General features: G+C 69.4%; 19 protein-coding genes. 9 read left to right on the forward strand and 10 right to left on the reverse strand.

Annotation, left to right across the window (positions count from 1 at the left end; genetic code table 11):
- Positions 1-10: 10 nt before the first annotated feature.
- The 3 genes from J2S55_RS23400 to J2S55_RS23410 are packed head-to-tail and all read left to right on the forward strand — an operon-like array spanning position 11 to position 2170.
- Positions 11-508 carry a YbaB/EbfC family nucleoid-associated protein gene (locus tag J2S55_RS23400; protein ID WP_306864816.1) on the forward strand — a complete coding sequence of 166 codons (498 nt, stop codon included), beginning with the start codon at positions 11-13 and terminating at the stop codon, positions 506-508.
- A 13-nt stretch (positions 509-521) separates the two neighbouring features.
- On the forward strand, positions 522-1595 hold the full coding sequence (locus J2S55_RS23405) for a scabin-related ADP-ribosyltransferase (RefSeq protein ID WP_306864819.1): 1074 nt from the start codon (positions 522-524) through the stop codon (positions 1593-1595).
- Between the two features lie 14 nt (positions 1596-1609).
- Positions 1610-2170, forward strand: a complete 561-nt coding sequence (locus tag J2S55_RS23410; protein WP_306864824.1) for a type VII secretion system-associated protein — start codon at positions 1610-1612, stop codon at positions 2168-2170.
- Between the two features lie 51 nt (positions 2171-2221).
- Here J2S55_RS23410 and J2S55_RS23415 read toward each other — a convergent pair whose 3' ends face one another.
- From J2S55_RS23415 to J2S55_RS23445, 7 genes are all read right to left on the reverse strand, one after another.
- Complete coding sequence (locus tag J2S55_RS23415; RefSeq protein ID WP_306864826.1) at positions 2222-2560, reverse strand: hypothetical protein; 339 nt, start codon at positions 2558-2560, stop codon at positions 2222-2224.
- A complete protein-coding gene (locus J2S55_RS23420) occupies positions 2557-2967 on the reverse strand; it encodes a YbaB/EbfC family nucleoid-associated protein (RefSeq protein ID WP_306864829.1) in 411 nt (136 codons plus the stop codon). The genes J2S55_RS23415 and J2S55_RS23420 overlap by 4 nt, the downstream gene beginning before the upstream one ends.
- A 10-nt stretch (positions 2968-2977) precedes the next feature.
- Entirely contained in the window at positions 2978-4930 is a 1953-nt protein-coding gene (locus tag J2S55_RS23425) for a hypothetical protein (protein WP_306864831.1), read from the reverse strand.
- A complete protein-coding gene (locus tag J2S55_RS23430; protein WP_306864832.1) occupies positions 4927-6465 on the reverse strand; it encodes a WXG100 family type VII secretion target in 1539 nt (512 codons plus the stop codon). Before J2S55_RS23430 ends, J2S55_RS23425 begins: the two co-directional genes overlap by 4 nt.
- Before the next feature lie 68 nt (positions 6466-6533).
- Complete coding sequence (locus J2S55_RS23435; protein ID WP_306864834.1) at positions 6534-6893, reverse strand: hypothetical protein; 360 nt, start codon at positions 6891-6893, stop codon at positions 6534-6536.
- Between the two features lie 81 nt (positions 6894-6974).
- Positions 6975-7280, reverse strand: a complete 306-nt coding sequence (locus J2S55_RS23440; protein ID WP_306864836.1) for a WXG100 family type VII secretion target — start codon at positions 7278-7280, stop codon at positions 6975-6977.
- 39 nt (positions 7281-7319) lie between these two features.
- Positions 7320-7658, reverse strand: a complete 339-nt coding sequence (locus tag J2S55_RS23445; RefSeq protein ID WP_306864839.1) for a WXG100 family type VII secretion target — start codon at positions 7656-7658, stop codon at positions 7320-7322.
- 323 nt (positions 7659-7981) lie between these two features.
- On the opposite strand from J2S55_RS23445, the gene J2S55_RS23450 reads away from it, so the two are divergent.
- Both J2S55_RS23450 and J2S55_RS23455 read left to right on the forward strand, forming a co-directional pair.
- A complete protein-coding gene (locus J2S55_RS23450; protein ID WP_306864842.1) occupies positions 7982-9169 on the forward strand; it encodes a hypothetical protein in 1188 nt (395 codons plus the stop codon).
- 13 nt (positions 9170-9182) lie between these two features.
- Positions 9183-10052, forward strand: a complete 870-nt coding sequence (locus J2S55_RS23455; protein ID WP_306864844.1) for a hypothetical protein — start codon at positions 9183-9185, stop codon at positions 10050-10052.
- 66 nt (positions 10053-10118) lie between these two features.
- Here the strand turns inward: J2S55_RS23455 and J2S55_RS23460 are convergent, their stop codons facing one another.
- The gene (locus tag J2S55_RS23460; RefSeq protein WP_306864846.1) at positions 10119-10964 is read right to left on the reverse strand and encodes a hypothetical protein; all 846 of its coding nucleotides are present in this window, start codon (positions 10962-10964) and stop codon (positions 10119-10121) included.
- Between the two features lie 24 nt (positions 10965-10988).
- The gene (locus J2S55_RS23465; protein WP_306864847.1) at positions 10989-11288 is read right to left on the reverse strand and encodes a hypothetical protein; all 300 of its coding nucleotides are present in this window, start codon (positions 11286-11288) and stop codon (positions 10989-10991) included.
- Positions 11289-11447: 159 nt separating this feature from the next.
- On the opposite strand from J2S55_RS23465, the gene J2S55_RS23470 reads away from it, so the two are divergent.
- Positions 11448-11888 carry a YbaB/EbfC family nucleoid-associated protein gene (locus J2S55_RS23470; protein ID WP_306875539.1) on the forward strand — a complete coding sequence of 147 codons (441 nt, stop codon included), beginning with the start codon at positions 11448-11450 and terminating at the stop codon, positions 11886-11888.
- A gap of 147 nt (positions 11889-12035) precedes the next feature.
- On the opposite strand, the gene eccB is transcribed toward J2S55_RS23470, so the two are convergent.
- Positions 12036-13490 (reverse strand): type VII secretion protein EccB, encoded by a 1455-nt coding sequence (gene eccB / locus J2S55_RS23475; RefSeq protein ID WP_306864850.1) that lies wholly within the window; start codon positions 13488-13490, stop codon positions 12036-12038.
- Between the two features lie 206 nt (positions 13491-13696).
- Here eccB and J2S55_RS23480 point away from each other — a divergent pair, with 206 nt between their 5' ends.
- Genes J2S55_RS23480 through J2S55_RS23490 form a run of 3 tightly spaced genes read left to right on the forward strand, consistent with a single transcriptional unit; the run spans position 13697 to position 15246 of the window.
- The gene (locus J2S55_RS23480) at positions 13697-13999 is read left to right on the forward strand and encodes a hypothetical protein (RefSeq protein WP_306864853.1); all 303 of its coding nucleotides are present in this window, start codon (positions 13697-13699) and stop codon (positions 13997-13999) included.
- A 15-nt stretch (positions 14000-14014) separates the two neighbouring features.
- Complete coding sequence (locus J2S55_RS23485) at positions 14015-14827, forward strand: hypothetical protein (RefSeq protein WP_306864855.1); 813 nt, start codon at positions 14015-14017, stop codon at positions 14825-14827.
- The gene (locus J2S55_RS23490) at positions 14824-15246 is read left to right on the forward strand and encodes a YbaB/EbfC family nucleoid-associated protein (protein WP_306864858.1); all 423 of its coding nucleotides are present in this window, start codon (positions 14824-14826) and stop codon (positions 15244-15246) included. Before J2S55_RS23485 ends, J2S55_RS23490 begins: the two co-directional genes overlap by 4 nt.
- Positions 15247-15289 lie beyond the last annotated feature (43 nt).

Here is a 15289-nt window from a genome sequence, read left to right on the forward strand (position 1 = left end):
GTGGCTGGATGTGCCTTCCGGTACGTACGTGGCCGACCTGACCGCGGTGGAAATGGAGCAGCCGGTGGCGGAGCTCGGAGATTTCGCGAACGTCGACATCCACAAGGTCCTGCGGGACACCGAGGCGCACTTCGCCCGGATCGGGGAGGTCCAGAAGGCCCTGACCACGGTGGTCGGGCGGGCGCGCGACGAGGACGGGCTGGTCACCGTGGAGTACTCGGGCGACGGGCTGCGCGAGCTGGAGCTCAATCCCAAGGCGATGCGCCTGAGCTCGGGCGAGCTCGCCGAGAAGATCAAGGAGGTCATCCGTGACGCGGCCCGCGACCTCCAGGAGCGGATCGGCCAGGTCATGGAGGAGTCGTTCGGGGAGGAGGCCAATCCCATGAGATACGTCAACGACCCCGACGCGGTGCTCGGCCAGGTCAGGGAGGCGGAGGCGGCCTACAACCGGACCTTCGAGGACGCGATGGGCGAGCTCGACCGCATCGCCCGCCGCCTGGACCTCTGAGGCCGTACATCACTTGGCGCTGCAACCGCCGGCCGAGCTGGCCGCCTTCGCCAACATCGTCGGAGTGCCCTGGCCGGTGTGCGACGAGGACAAGATGCACGAGTCCGGGCAGCAGTGGATCTCGTGCGGGACGACATTGGCGCGCGCCTCGGCGGCCGCCGACGCGCACGCCGTCCGGACCGTCTCCCGTAACGAGGGCGGCGATGTCAGGGCGTTCGAGCGGGACTGGGAGAAGAACTCGGGCCGCAACGGCGACGCGGTCAGCGCCGCCATGCTCATCGGCTCCGCCCTGCAGATCACGGCCATGGCGGTGCTCGCCCTGAAAGTGGCGCTGATCGTCATCATCGTCCGGTTCGCGGTGAACATGTCCCGGCTCGTCACGGCCGCCGGACCCACCTCGGGAGCCTCTCTCACGGCGATCCCCGCCGTGGTGGGCGGCGCCCGCCTGGCCGTACGGCAGGCCGTCCGCCGGATCGTCGACCTGCTGAAACGGAGCGCGCTCCGGCTGTTCGGACAGGCCTCCAAGCTGCTGCGCAAGTCCTCCGCCCGGCAGCAGGCCGCCCCCGGCCCCCAGCCCCCGAAGCGCCCGCCCACGCCCCTGCGCGGCCCCGACAACTATCTGGAGTCGGCCGTCGACAAGAACGTCGACGTGAAGTCGATCGTCCCGTACCCGATCTGGCGCAGGGACCGCCCGCCGGTATACCGGGCCGACAACAGGCCACCGGAGGAGGTGTTCGAGCAGGGCTTCCACCCGCGGGACACCTCCATGACCAATCTGGACGACTACGTCAACAGAAACCGGCCCTCCGCCTTCGTGGGCACCAGCACACGCCAGGACATCGACAATGTCCTCCCGAGGCGCTACGTCTACGAGGTGGACGCCCCCGGCGGGATCGACGTCCGTGACACCTTCTCCACTTACGGCACCAACGGCGCCCGCCTGTACCACGAGCAGGAGATCGCCTTCCCCGGAGGCGTGCACCGGCGGTACATCTCCGGTGCCTGGCCGGAGGGGGTGCCCAAAACGCCGGAGAACTTCATCTCCAATCCGCACTACGACCCTTACCCGGGCTACCCTCGGGCATGACCAGGAGGATCTGAGTGAACGACGCCCCACCGCCCCCGCCGCTCACCGACGAGCTGCGCGAACGCGCGCGGCGCAGCCCCGGGACATGGCTCTACGCGGTCGACCCGTTCTTCGACCCCGGGGGCGAGGTGCCGCCGTACGGCGTCGTCGGCGCGTGGCGGGCCGACGAACGCGGCGAGATCACCGGAGAGTTCCGGCACAATCCGAACTACCGGCCCTCGCCGGTGGCGCTGGGCTACCCCGAGCCGACCGACCCCGTCGACGGCGCCGTCCAGCTCAGCTCGGCCGGCTACGCCACGGGGGAGGAGATCGTCCCGCTGCTCCTGGAGGCCCAGGTGATCGTGGCCGCCGGGCCGGACGGGGGCATCCCCGTGTTCGACACGGGTGAGGGGCGGGCGGCGTTCGCCTACACGGCCCAGGCCCACCTGCCCGGCGAGCTCCCCGAGGGCGCCACGGGCTGGCAGCGGATCCGCGGCGGCGACCTGGCCGGCCTGCTGCCCCCCGGCGTCGGCGTCGTGATCAACCCCTCCAGCCCGGCCGGCGTGATACTGCCCCCCGCCGACCTGCGGCGGTAGGCGGGCCCCAGACCCGCTGGACCGCCCCGTGGGGTCGGTGGTGGGTGGGCCTCAGGCCTGCTGGACGGCCCGCAGGAGCCGGGCGGTCTCCTCCTCGCTGCGCTGCTCGACCGACCGGTAGTTCACCGATGTCGTCTCGACGTTCTCACCCGTCGTCACACGGTGCTCGACCAGTGAGTCGTAGACCTCCAGCGCCTGCCGGGTCACCTCTCGGTAGGCCGCGCCGACCATGCTCCCCAGCTCGTCGTCCCCCCAGGGGTCGCCCTCCCCCTCAAGGTAGGCGCGCAGGGCCCGGACCCCCTCCGCCTGGCTCGCGCCGGCCGCCGAGAGCCCCGTGCCCCCGCTCCGGCGGTCGGCGTGCGAGACGGTCACGCCGTCGCCGGTGCTCAACGCTCCTCCAGGCGCCGCACGGTGAGCTCGATCCCCGAGGCGAACTCCTCCAGGCGGCGCACCACGTCGTCGTGGACGCCGTCCAGACTCTTGGCGAGCGCCGCGGGGTCCACGGCCGTCACCGCGTCCAGGCCGGGCAGGCCCGCACGGAGGTCGTCGAGAGCGGCGTTCACCGCCGTGAGGATCTCCCCCGCGAGATCCTCCGAGGCCATCCGCATGACCCGCGGGTTGAGGTTCAGCTCGCACAGCCGTCCGTCCGGGCCGACCACGGCGCTCACCTGCCCGTCCGCCGCCTGGCCGCTGCCCCGGAGCGGCTGTTCCGCCAGATCCTGCAGGTTCTCCAACTCCGAGAGCAGCCGCCCGCTGTCGGCCAGCAGATCGCCGAAGAACTGTCCTTCCTGGTGCATCTCGTCCCTGTCAGCAGATCAGGGGAGGGATGGTCTGGTTCTGGGAGGTCCACACGTCGCCCTCCGGGTCGTAGACCGTCCGGTCGCGCTCCTGCACTCCCTCGTCGTGGGCGCCGGCCCCCGGCATGAACGGCATGAACGGCGAGCCCGTCGCGGGCATGCCCGCCCGCAGGACGCCCATCTCCGCCGCCGCGGCCGCCGCGCCGCCCTGGCCGCCGAACGTCGTGCCGGGACCGAGGACGGGGCGGAGACCGGTCGGGCCGCCTTCCCGGATGGGCGGGATCACCCCGGTGTTGGTCAGCGTGTTGGGACCCGTCCCGGTGTTGGTCAGCGTGTTCGGCCCCGTCTGGCCGTTGAGGTTCGGCCCTCCGGTCCAGGGGTTCTGGTGGGCATTGGCCAGCTCGGTCTGCTGGGACTGCTGGTCGGTCCCGCCGATGACGGCGGGTGCCTCCGGGCCTGTCCCGTCCTGCCGGCCGTCGTCGGAGCCGTCCTGACCGCCCGAGCCGTCCTGACCGCCGGATCCGTCCTGACCGCCGGATCCGCCGGAGCCGTCCTGGCCGCCCGGGCCGTCCTGACCGCCGGAGCCGCCGTCCTGGCCGCCGGATCCGCCGGAGCCGTCCTGGCCACCGGAGCCGCCGTCCTGACCACCGGACCCGCCCGAGCCACCGGACCCACCGGATCCGCCCGAGCCACCGGATCCGCCGGACCCGCCGGAGCCGTCCTGGCCGCCCGAGCCACCGGAGCCGCCCGACCCGCCGGACTGGCCGCCCGAGCTACCGGAGCCGCCGTTCCACACCCCGCCCGAATCCTTGTCGGTCGGGCTCACGTCGCCCACGGTGATCGGCTTCTGCTGGGTCTTCGGGGCGAACTCGACCGGATCGATGGCGGGGAGATCGAAGGCCAGCCCTTCGGAGATCGACTGGTTGATCGTGTTGATCTCCTCGTTGAACTTGCGCAGGTGGGCCCGGGCCGGCTCGTTCGGGTCCGGCTGCAGGAGGAGGGACGGCGGCGCGTACGGGGAGGGGGTGGTGCCGGAGGGGGTGCTGCTGGTGTTCGGCGTGGGGAGGGCGTACGGCGGGTCGGTCTTCAGGCCCGGGGTGCTGTTCAGATTGGGAGTCAGGAGCAGGGGCGGGACGGTGTCGCGGTAGTGCTTGAGCCGACCGGCGTACCAGGACAGTGCCACGCCGGTACCCAGCATCGCCTCGCCGAGCGCTCCCGCCGTGCCGTGGAGCCTCTGGAGCACGGCCTGCACCTTGGCCGAGCCCCTGCCGTTCCACGCCTCCGAAAGCTCCTTGGCGTTCTTGCTGATCGCGGCCTGGATCCCCAGCTCGCCGCCGCCGTTGCCGCCCGACTTGCCGCCGAGCATCTCCCCGGCGGTGCGGAAGGACTGCCCGGCCCGCTCCAGCCGGTCCGGATCGGTGGCCTGGAGCTTGGCCTCGACCTGAGCCCTGGTCAGCTGCCCCTCGTCGATGCCGTAAAGAGCCGAGTAGACCCTGAGCGGTTCCCAGCCGCGCGCGCTCGCGGCGGCGGTACCGCCGCCCTGGCCTCCCGTGCTGTCGCCGCCGTGGGCCTTCTCGTAGTTGCCGACGGCCTTCTCGACCGCGGCGACCAGGGCCTCGTAGTGCTCGACCAGCTTGTAGTACTTGTCGCTCAGCACCTTGTAGCTCTGGGCGACGTTCTGGCCGAAGTATTCGGCCGTCTGCCATTTCCCGGTGTCGGAGGGGCCCACGTTGCCGAGCCCCGAGATCTCACCGAGGGTGCCGGGGCCGCTCCAGGTGGCGCTCATCGACGCCGGGCTCTGGCCGTGCAGCGCGTCGAGCTCGCTCCGCAGCGCCTTGGCGATCTGCCTGATCCGCCCGTGGTCGGCCTTGATGTCGGCGCCGCTCGCCTCCACGAGCCCGGGCCAGCTCTTCGCGAGCTCCAGCTCGGGAGGCGGGTCGCCGAAATCGTCATTCTTGCTCATGTCTTACCTTTCGAAGCCCCGTTGATGAAGGGCGACGTCACGGGCTTGTCACTCATGAAGAGGTCCTCGTCCTCCAGCATCCAGGTGCTCCGCGAGCGCTCCTCGCTGTCCTCGTCCGCCTTGGAGGCGCCGTGCGGGACGACGGGCACCGTCGATCCGGTGCCCGCGCCGAGGGCGCGCGCGCCGCTCATGCCCCTGGCATCGGCTCCCGCCCCGCCGGCTCCGTGGCCGCCGGTGCCCCCCGGCGGGAAGGACCCGACGCCCGTGACGGTGTTCGCCGAGCCGTTGCCCGAGGAGCCCTGCTGGCCGGTGCCGCCCAGCAGGTTCTGCCGGCCCGCGTCGCCCAGCTGGCCCTGCTGGCCGGCGAGGTCGTTGAGCTGCGCGTTGTAGCCGGCCAGCTTGGTGTCCTGCCCGGGGTCCCCACCCGGATGGGTGCCGTTCCCGCCCGTGCCGCCGGTCCCCGGGCCACCGGGGTATCCGCCGTCCGCGCCGGGGCCGTTCCAGCCGGGCCCGTTCTGGCCGGGCCCGTTCCCGGTGGGGTCGTCCCAGCCGGGGCCGTTCTGGCCGGGCCCGTTCCCGTCCGGGCCGTTCCAGCCCGGCAGGCCGCCGCCGGGCAGCCCGCCGCCGGGCAGGTCGCCTCCCGGGACGCCGGGGCCGCCGTCCAGCCCGCCCGGTCCGGAGCCCGGCGGGAGGCCGTTCATGGTGAAGGCCGGGACATACGGCTGCCCGCCGCCCGGGGGGTAGGAGCCAGTGCCGTTGGGTCCGTACTTGTCCCCGGTGGGCGGGACGGGGGGGATGGTGGGGTCGGGCGGGGTGAACTCCGGGATGTCGGTCTTGACCGAGACCGGGAAGGCCTCGTTGACCTGGGCCGTGGCCGCGGTCAGCTTCTTCAGGTGTTCCTTGGCGGCCTTCAGGTCCTGCTCGGTCTTCGAGTCGCCGAACATGTTCTGGAAGGGCCCGTCGGTGAACAGCGACGTGACGCCGCCGATGACCGTGCCGCCGACGGCGCCGATGACCGCCCCGGGCACGGCGCCGACCCCGCCGACGAAGAACCCCACTCCGGCGCCGGCGCCGGCGCCGGCCATCCCGCCCTGGAAGGCGCCTTCGAGGAAGGAGACGTCCTTATCCGCTTTATCCGGTATGTGATCGCCCCTGAACGCCCTCAGGGTGGTGCTGTACATCTCCATGGCCGGGGCGATGCCCTGGGGGGCGAAGGGCCCCATCTTCCCGGGGGGATTGGGCACCACGACCGTGTCGACCACGTTCTGCGCCGACTCGCGGATCCGCCGGAGCTGGGCCTTGACCACCTTGGCGTCCTCGCCGGCGGTCCAGTGCTCGTCGAAGGCCTTGAGGTGCCGATCGAGGGACTCGATGAGGGTCTTCAGGTTGGCCATCGCCGTCCTGAACTCTCCCGCCGCGCTCTCGATCAGCTCAGGTTTGGCGTTGCCGAGCGCGGACTTCAGCGTGTCCAGCGTGACGCCGTCGAATTCGGAGGTGTCGATCTTCTGCTTGATCGGCAGTTCTTTGGCGGCCACGGTGCCTCACCCGTCCCCTCGGACCGGCATGATGCCTGTCCCGTCGTGCATGAGCAGTCCCGCGCCTGTCAGACCTGGGCCTGTCCGGCGTGCTCGGTCCCGGCCTTTTCGGCGGTCTCAAGGCGCGTGAGCGCCACCTTGAGCAGTCCGATCGCGTTCGTGAGCTGCGTCGTGATCTCCACGTAGGAGTTGCCGACCGCGCTCCCGGCGTTGCGCACGCTCGTCTGGAAGCCCTGGGCGGCGGGCCAGAAACCGCCGATCGCCGCGGGGTCCTGGAGCAGTTGCTGGATGGGCCCGCTCTGGGAGAAGACGGGGGTCGCCTTACGGTCCTTCGGATCGGGGCTGAGTATCTTGAGCACTTCCTCGAGGTCGATCTTGGCGTCCTTGACGGCCTTGTGGGTGACCTCGATCCCACCATCGCGACCCATGTCTAAACTCCCCGTTCATGGTCACGCCCCATGCCCTCCCAGCCTTCGGTGGCCGAGAGGGCTGCACGGATGTGCCTTCGATCACTTGCCGTCGAACATCGCGGCGTTGATCCGCTCGACGTCCTGCATGTTCATCCGGGTGATGGTGATGTTCTTGGCCATCAGCGACACGATGTCCGACAGGCCCTTGGCCTCGGTCTGCCAGAGCGTCCGCGTGGTGTTGAAGGCCTCCTGCGCGGAGCCCTGCCAGATCGCGGTCTTCTGGAGGAGCTTGGTCTCCAGGTCCTCCAACTCACCGACGAGGCTGTTGAAGGCCGACTGGAAGGCGCCCTCACCGGTCTCCAGACCGCCGAAGTTGACCTTTGTAACGTCGAAATCAACCATCATGGTCTCCGTTCGTCATCGAAGAGCAGCGTGGGGGAGTGCTCACTTGCCGTACTGAGCGGGGGCCGCGGCGTTGATGAGCGCCTCGATCTGGTTGATCGCCTGCTCCCGCTCCTGGTTGAAGGCCGCGTAGTTCTTGTTGCTCGACCCGATGTTCTCCGCGAGAGTCTGGAGACTGCCCAGGATGACGTCGATGCGCTGGTGCCACAGCCGGTGGACCTTGTCGAACGCCGCGTGCGACTGGCCCACCCAGTTGACCTTGAGCTCGGCGCCCGCCGTGTCAAGCTTCTTCTGGATGTCGCGGATCCGCACTGCGGACTCCTCGATCCAGTTGATGGCCGCCACCAGGTCGGCTTCGCTTACCTGTGTCTGCTGCGCCACGGTCACCTCCACGTGATCTGCTCGCACTCGCCCGCCCCCGGATGGTCAGGCGATGACGACGAAAAACCACAGTAGCGATCAAGTGTCACAGCAACACCGGCCGATCAAGTTAACATTTGATTACAATTGCATATATATCCGATATATGTGTAATCCGTAAGGTGGCGGTAACTTACATGGACTTATATGAGTTATGTCCTATATATAGCCTTAAGTCCATATTTGGTAGCTGGTCGCCCTGTACGGCCTCCGAAAGGCTGACGTAGTCTGCGTGATCGACGCGATCAGCTTTCGCGGGGCCCGTCCCCGTGCTGGAGGGCACTGTGACCAACTCCTCCGGCTCCTCGGGAGCCACCCCCTCCGGCTCCTCCGGAGCCAACCCCTACGGCGCCTACGGCCTGCCGAACGCGAACACGAAACCCGGTGTCGTGGACCCGCGCATGATGGACTCCGGGTTCAAGATGGAGCACGACAGGGTCACCACTCTCGGCGACAGCATGGGCAAACGCGCTCCGGTCATGACGGAGCTCAGCGGCAGGACCAGGGCCATCGACATGCACGTGCTCACCTTCGGCGTCATCGGCGGAGGTCTGAACGTGGCGCACCGCGAGGTGCGTGACAGCGCCGCCGACGCTCTGACGAAGGCCAAGGATGTGCTGGAGTCCTGGAAGAAGGCCCTCGACGGCGTGGTGAAGAACGCCAAGGAGGCCGAGAAGGCCAGCAGCTCCGAGGCGCCGCCGGAGGAGAAGGGCGGCCCCGAGATCCCCGACGGGGGCATCAAGACTCCGAAATTCGATCCGAAGGGCCTGGGCGACCCCAAGTTCGGCGATCTTCCGAAGTCTCCGAGTGAGGATGACCTGCCGAAGCCTCCGTATGACGATGGCCTGGACGACCTGAAGAAGCCTCCGTACGACGATGACCTGGACGACCTGAAGAAGCCTCCGTACGACGATGACCTGGACGACCTGAAGAAGCCTCCGTATGAGGACGACCTGCCGAAGCCTCCGAAAGATGACGATTACCTGCCCAAGCCTCCGAGTGAGGACGATCTGCCGAAGCCTCCAGGTGCCGGTGACCTGCCCAAGACCCCGAACTTCGACGACGGCACGCAGGGCAGGAACGGGCTGGACGACCCCCTCAAGACCCAGCTCGCCGGATACGACCCCAAGCAGTCGATCGCGGACGCCCTCAACACGCCGAGGACACCGAACATCTCGGACCTGAGGGCGCCGGGGACGGACGGCTCGTCCACCGGGGGTCTGGGCACGGGCAACCGCGCCGGCTTCGGATCCTTCGCCGGAGGGGCGAACGCCGGAGCGGGGCTGGGCGCGGGTCTGGGGCGCGGTCTGGGCGCCGGTCTGGGCGCCGGCGGCATGCCGATGATGCCGATGGCCCCGATGGCCGGCGGAATGGGCGAGGGAGACAAGGACCGTGACCGTTCCACCTGGCTCTCGGAGGACGAGAGCGTCTGGGGTGGCGACGGCGACGTCGCACCCGCGGTGATCGAGTAGGGGAGAGACATCCATGGGGAAGTACGACTCAGCTCCGGCCATGTACATAGGCGCCACCGCCCTGGCCGGGATGGCCGCGGTCGTCATCCCGTACGCGCGGCCCATCACGTTCCTGATGGGGCTGATGGGCGGCGACTCGCCCGAGATGGAGCGGGCCGCGGCGCAGTGGAACGACAAGTCGCCCATCCACATCGAGCCGCTCGCCAGCCCTGCCTCCCTCTTCCTCAAGCCCGGCGCCAAGCCCGATCCCAAGCCCGCAGAGGTGCGTCCCCCGATGATCGACCCGATCCAGGCCGGGGGCGGTGACATCGCCCTCCTCCGGCAGGAGATGGGGCGGCTCGTGAGAGAGATCGGCAACAACAAGCAGTGGGTGGGCACCTCCTACGACACGTTCGTGAAGACCTTCAACGAGTTCGACACCAACCTCGCGCTGTTCGAGAGCCGCCGCAAGGGCGTGGGAGGCAGCCTCGACGTGGCGGCGGAGATCTACTTCTGGGGTGCCGTCGTCTGCCAGGGCATAGCGACGGTTCTGGCCGGACTCGCGACGTATGTTTCGCTGGCCCGCGCCACCGCCGCCTTCGCGGCGACCGCCGAGGGCCAGGCGCTGGGCATCACGCTCAGGCTCGGGGCCACCATGCAGCGGATCGTGGACGCGCACACGAAGGGCGTCTGGAGGATCACCGGGATCGTCAGCGCCATAGCCATCCTCTACAACCAGCAGAGCCAGTCACTGCCCGGTGTGGCCGCCGTCCAGGGTAAGACCCCCGAGTTCACCCAGGCGCTCAAGTACGAATCGAGCACCGGAGGGCTGACCCCCGACCTCGAGGCCGCCAAGCCGTCCGAGGTGAAGATGCCGTCGCTGATGCCGGACTTCGGCTGGTGACACCCGCTCGGGGCGGCCCGCGGAGTGGCCGCCCCGAACCGGCCATGGGCCGGCCGGAGGGCGGGGTCAGCGGCCGCCGGCGGGTGTGGTCGGGGGCGTGCTCGGGGGTGTGGTCGAGGACGTGCTCGGAGGCGTGCTCGGAGGCGTGCTCGGGGGTGTGGTCGGGGGTGTGGTCGAGGACGTGCTCGGAGGCGTGTCCGAGGGCGTGCTCGGAGGCGTGGCCGGGGGCGCCTGGTACGGCGCGGGGACGTCGCGCTTGGGGGCCACCCACTGGGGGGGAGGGGTCGTCGAGATCACGGCCTGCTTGAAGTCGATCTTGAGGCCGTCGGTGGGCTTGATGTTGAACAGGTCGCTCATCGACTTGAGAAGATTGACCAGGGTGTCGCCCGACAGCTGGAGATGGGTCACCAGGAGCCCCGACATCTTGGCGAGGAGAATCTTCTCGGTGATGGCGAGCTTGGTCATCATCAGCCTCGCCTGGAGCCCCCACGGCGTGGCCGCCAGCGCGGTGGTGGTCATGGCGAAGAGGAGGGCCACACCGGCGATCTTGACGACTCCCAGCCAGTAGTCGTAGTAGGCGCCGCGTACTTTGTCGAGCTGGCCCTCCATGTTGTAACAGATGCCGCTGAGCCGCTGCAGCTCGCCGCCGAACACCGCGGTCGCGTGCAGGAAGGACTCGGCGTCCTCGGCGATCCAGTTTCCACGGGACAGGAAGACCGCGTTGCCCACCATGCTGGGGTACTTCACTTCGAGATCCTTGGCCAGGCCGTTCCAGTTGGCCTTGGCGTCACCCATGCCCGGGACGTTCGCCAGCGCCGGGGTGACGATGGCCACCGCGAACCAGAGCCGGGGGTCCAGCTTGGCGGCGGCCTTGAGTCTCTCGATGGCCACTGTGGCCAGGGGGAAGGACATCTGTCCCCTCCTTCTTCCCGGTCGTCACCGGTAGACGACGGTGCTGGCGTCCTCGGCGGCGCGCCAGTTCTTCTTGATGGTCTCCAGTGCGGAGATCCAGGCGTCGACGGTGGTGACGGCCTCGTCGACCATCTGCTTGATGTCGTCCTGCGTCTGGGCGTATTTACTGCCCATCAACATGCCGAGCAGCCCGAACCCCGGAAAGCCCACATCGGTGGAGTCGATGTCCTTCTTGAGCTCATGGAGTCCCGGGATGACCCGCTCGCCGAGGTTCCGCTGGATGTTCGCGATGGCGGAGGAAGTGACGTACTTGTCCTGGGCCATGGGGTGACGATCCTCCGGTCCGTATCACTGAACGTTTCGCCCGGTGTTGCTTATTAATGGTGTGCTGTTAACGCTGTCGGGACACTATCGGTTAATTTCTTCCATGTCAGGAGTGGTTTGAGTTACTTTTGATCACACACGGTTCGGTTGGGGGCGCAGATGTTTGATCCCGATAATTTTGATCTGGAAAGTCTGGAAAGAATCGGGAAGGAAGCCGAGAAGGCGATGGAGCGTCTCGCCGACGTCCAGCAGGAGATCGGGGAGATCCGCGGCACGGGGACGGGCGCCAACGGCCTGATCAGTGTGATCATCGATGGGTCCGGCCACGTGGAGAAGATCGAGCTCAACGCGCGCGTGATGCGCCTGGACAGCCATGAGCTGGCCGACGAGCTGACGAAGGCCTTCCGCCAGGCTCAGGAGGACGGCGAGCGCCAGACCCGCGAACTGCTGAGCGGCGCGCTGGGGGAGGACATGCCACTCCCGCCGGGGCCGCTCGACTTCACCAAGACGGAAGATCAGTTGTCGCAGGCGTACGAGAGCTTCGCCCGGTCGATGGACGAGCGCATGGGCGGGCCCACGCGACGGTCGGACCGCGGCTGAGCGGTCGCCCGGTCTGAGATCCGGTGCCCGCCCCACCCCGCACCGCCCGGGGACGGAGCCGGGGACGGGCGCCGAGGAACGGGGGGCGGGCACCGGAACGCGGGCCCGCCCATCACCGGTCCGTGTGTCCGTGCCCGCCCGGTGGGGCTATCCCTGCGCCCCCGGGGAGCGGACCGGCGCCGGCTGGCTGACCTGGATGGGGGTCCTCGCGGCCGCCGGGTCGAGCACCGGGCCCTCGGGGATCAGCCGCACCAGATGCGCCGGCAGCGGGGCGACCTCCTGCGGGGTGTAGCCGAGGATCGACAGTACGTCCGCGGACGGGACGGAGTGCCGGCGCCCCTGGTCGCTGATCAGGAAGAGCGGTCCGATCGCGTCCATCCTGCCGTTGCCCGGCAGCAGGCCCACCAGGGCGCCGCGGCCCGGCGGGAGCACCACCTGGTCGACCACCTCCTGGTTGAACCAGCCCCTCGGGGGCGGCGGGATCCGCGCCGTGCTGCCCACCGTCAGCGCCGCCCGGGCCGAACCACGCTCGGTGTTGGCGTAGACAGCGCAGAGCGGGCTCGTCGGCGGTGCCGTGGTGAGTTTCGGCATGGTCGGGGGGAGCTCCTCGCCGCCCAGCTTGGTGGCTGAGTGCTTCATCCCGTTCGCTTCCGCGGGGGCCAGGTCCGCAGGCAGCGGCTTCATGCGGCCGTACGCCTTCTTGATGGCGGGGTCCCCCAGCAGCAGGGCGGCCTGGGTGGGAGTGAGGTCCGCCAGGCCGTCGGAGAGCAGGACGTACCACTTCGGGGCCCCGCCGGTCATCGACGGGACGGTGAACACCCTGCCGACCGCGGACCTCCGGCCGTCGGGCCCGCGCGCCGCGGTGCCGAGACCCGGGATGGACGGGCTCTGGAAGTCGGGTCCGATGGGCAGCGCGTTGAGCCAGGCGGAGGGGACCTGGCGGGGCTGTTCCTGGGTCAGCGCCGGCATGCTCTTGGCCGGCACCCGCATCCGCTGGTCCGACCAGAGCAGCCAGACCTGGCCGCCCTCCTCGACGACCATGCCCGTGTCCGCCCCGATCGGCCTGCCGCCGATGTCGAGGCCGCCGACCAGTGAGGTGTACGGGCGGCGTTCGCCGTTGGCGTCCACCCCCTCCACCACGCAGGCCGACCAGGGGGTGCGGACCAGGCGGTCGTGGGCGGGCAGGGACTTGGGGGCGCCCGGGATGCCCACCAGCGCGCCGCGCGGGAACCCCGCGAGCGAGGCCGCGGTGACCGTGCGGACCTTCACCTCCCCCTCACCCAGCAGCAGCCGGGCGGAGGTCACGTTGTCGACGGGGATCATCTTCCCCTGCGGGGCGCTGTATACGAAGGTCGCGCCCGACTCCTCCTCCACGATCAGGGTCCCCGGCTGGGTGAGCTTGGTCGCGTTGCCGGGCCACAGCAGCCCCAATATGCCGAAGACGGCCGTCACCAGCACCGCGACCAGGATGCTGCCGAACATCGCCACGTTGTGCCTGCGCATCGGCGACTCGGGAAGGTCCGGTTCGCCCTGGAGCAGGGCCATTCCCAGGCGCTGGGTCATCAGCTTGTACGCCTGGTAAAGATCGCGACGGGTCTGCATCCCACCTCCGCCTCGCCGGGTGCGCGGTAGCCCACAGCATAGAAGCGTGATCACCGGACGGCCGCACCGGTGTGACGGGTGAACGGCGGCTGTCCATGAAGTTTCCGATCATCGAAACCATGCTGAACAGGCCAGATGGGGGCGTGGGACGGCCGGGACGAGGTGATAGGAGATATCCCGGAACGGTTGTTGATCGGGGAGGCCGCATGACTCAGGACAGGTACGTCACGTCGAAGGCGATCCAGGGGATCCGCAAGGAGATAGGCGAGGACGTCCTTCCGAAGGTCACGGAGCTGCGCCGGATGGTGGACAGCACCAACCTGGACGGCCTCGGCTGGGGCCTCGTCGGGGAACTGGCGGTCGGGATCCGCTACCGCGACGTGCAGAAGGACGTCAGGGAGAAGTTCATGCAGGCCGTGGATGTGCTGGAGTCCTGGCAGGAGACGCTGGACAACGCCAGGATCAACTGGCAGCGCGCCGAGGACAGCAGTACCGTCGTCTACACGTGACCCGGAAGAGCCGACATGCCGGTACCGCCGGGTAAGAAGCCGAGCCCGCTGACCGCGGGCAAGAGCGCCAGAGGCGTGCTCGTCAACTCCACGAAGGTGCTCAGCAACCTGGAGAAGGGGGCCCGGCTGGCGCCCACGCTCTGGGCGGGCGTGGCGATCGCGACGACCGCGGTCGCCAACGTGCCGGGGATGGCCGACATCTACAACAACTGGGACTCCATCCACGCGCGCCTGGACACCGCCAACAAGAGCTACGCCGCCGCCCTGCTGAACAAGCACAAGGACGGCTGGATCGCCGAGGACCGCGACGCCTTCGACGACGCCGTCCAGCGCTACCAGGAGGCGCTGGAGAGCCTGCGCGCCTACATCAAGACGATCGCCGGGATCGTGGACGAGTTGGGCGACTCCTACCGCGCCTACTGGCTGGCGATCGCCAAGGTCGCCGGGACCCTGCTCTTCCTCGCCTCGATCGCCGCCGCCATGCTCGCGACGCCCTACGCGGGCAACGCCGCGCTCAACCTGCGGATGCTCGGCGTCATGGCCAGCAAGGTCATCGCCGCCTCGACCGCCGCGCTCGGGAAGGTCGTCGCCGCGGGGGCCAGCAGCATGTCGATCTACTTCTCCGGCAAGGCGTGGCTGCAGGCGTTCAACCTGGAGCCCACCGAGAGCGCGAAGATCGACTTCACCCAGGCCAAGATCAACATCAAGGGACTGGCGCCCTTCCAGGAGCCTCCCGTCCAGAAGCCCGGCCAGCAGCCCCAGCTCCCGCCGCACGCGGGCTTCGAATGGCTGTCGCCCAAGAAAGAACTCCCGGAGAAGTACAAGTGACGAACTTCAACGCCGACGACCTGAAGCTGGAGAGCCTGGAGGACCTGGAGGAGGTCGTACGGCGGAGCGAGGAGACGCTGGGCCGGCTCGGCGGCGTCTACGGCGAGCTGGCGGCCGTCACAGGAGAGGGCTTCGGCGCCGACGGCCTGGCCCGGGCCCTGGTGGACGGCACCGGCCGGATCCAGCAGATCACCTTCGATCCGCGCATCACGCGCCTGGACAGCCAGTCGATCGCCGAGGCCGCGACCGAGGCCGTCCGGGCCGCCCAGGACGCCGCCCAGCGCCAGAACGAGGAACTGCTGAGGGAGGCGACGGGCGGGGAGCCGGTCGCCCTGGACATGGACAGCGCCCGCCGGCGGTTCGAGGAGATCGGCGAGGACCTGGCCCGCACCCTGCGCGACCTGAACAGCCAGGGCTGAGCCCGCGAGACGGAGAGACCCGGCCGGGAGCCGGGACGGACCC

The sequence above is a fragment of the Streptosporangium brasiliense genome, from assembly GCF_030811595.1.
Lineage (GTDB): Bacteria > Actinomycetota > Actinomycetes > Streptosporangiales > Streptosporangiaceae > Streptosporangium > Streptosporangium brasiliense.

What these genes read in the sequence shown, in the direction of transcription:
- J2S55_RS23420 (WP_306864829.1), bottom strand. Translation starts at nt 2,967, where the DNA reads ATGCACCAGGAAGGACAGTTCTTCGGCGATCTGCTGGCCGACAGCGGG.
- J2S55_RS23425 (WP_306864831.1), bottom strand. Translation starts at nt 4,930, where the DNA reads ATGAGCAAGAATGACGATTTCGGCGACCCGCCTCCCGAGCTGGAGCTC.
- J2S55_RS23435 (WP_306864834.1), bottom strand. Translation starts at nt 6,893, where the DNA reads ATGGGTCGCGATGGTGGGATCGAGGTCACCCACAAGGCCGTCAAGGAC.
- J2S55_RS23440 (WP_306864836.1), bottom strand. Translation starts at nt 7,280, where the DNA reads ATGATGGTTGATTTCGACGTTACAAAGGTCAACTTCGGCGGTCTGGAG.
- J2S55_RS23455 (WP_306864844.1), top strand. Translation starts at nt 9,183, where the DNA reads ATGGGGAAGTACGACTCAGCTCCGGCCATGTACATAGGCGCCACCGCC.
- J2S55_RS23460 (WP_306864846.1), bottom strand. Translation starts at nt 10,964, where the DNA reads ATGTCCTTCCCCCTGGCCACAGTGGCCATCGAGAGACTCAAGGCCGCC.
- J2S55_RS23465 (WP_306864847.1), bottom strand. Translation starts at nt 11,288, where the DNA reads ATGGCCCAGGACAAGTACGTCACTTCCTCCGCCATCGCGAACATCCAG.
- J2S55_RS23470 (WP_306875539.1), top strand. Translation starts at nt 11,448, where the DNA reads ATGTTTGATCCCGATAATTTTGATCTGGAAAGTCTGGAAAGAATCGGG.
- eccB (WP_306864850.1), bottom strand. Translation starts at nt 13,490, where the DNA reads ATGCAGACCCGTCGCGATCTTTACCAGGCGTACAAGCTGATGACCCAG.
- J2S55_RS23480 (WP_306864853.1), top strand. Translation starts at nt 13,697, where the DNA reads ATGACTCAGGACAGGTACGTCACGTCGAAGGCGATCCAGGGGATCCGC.
- J2S55_RS23485 (WP_306864855.1), top strand. Translation starts at nt 14,015, where the DNA reads ATGCCGGTACCGCCGGGTAAGAAGCCGAGCCCGCTGACCGCGGGCAAG.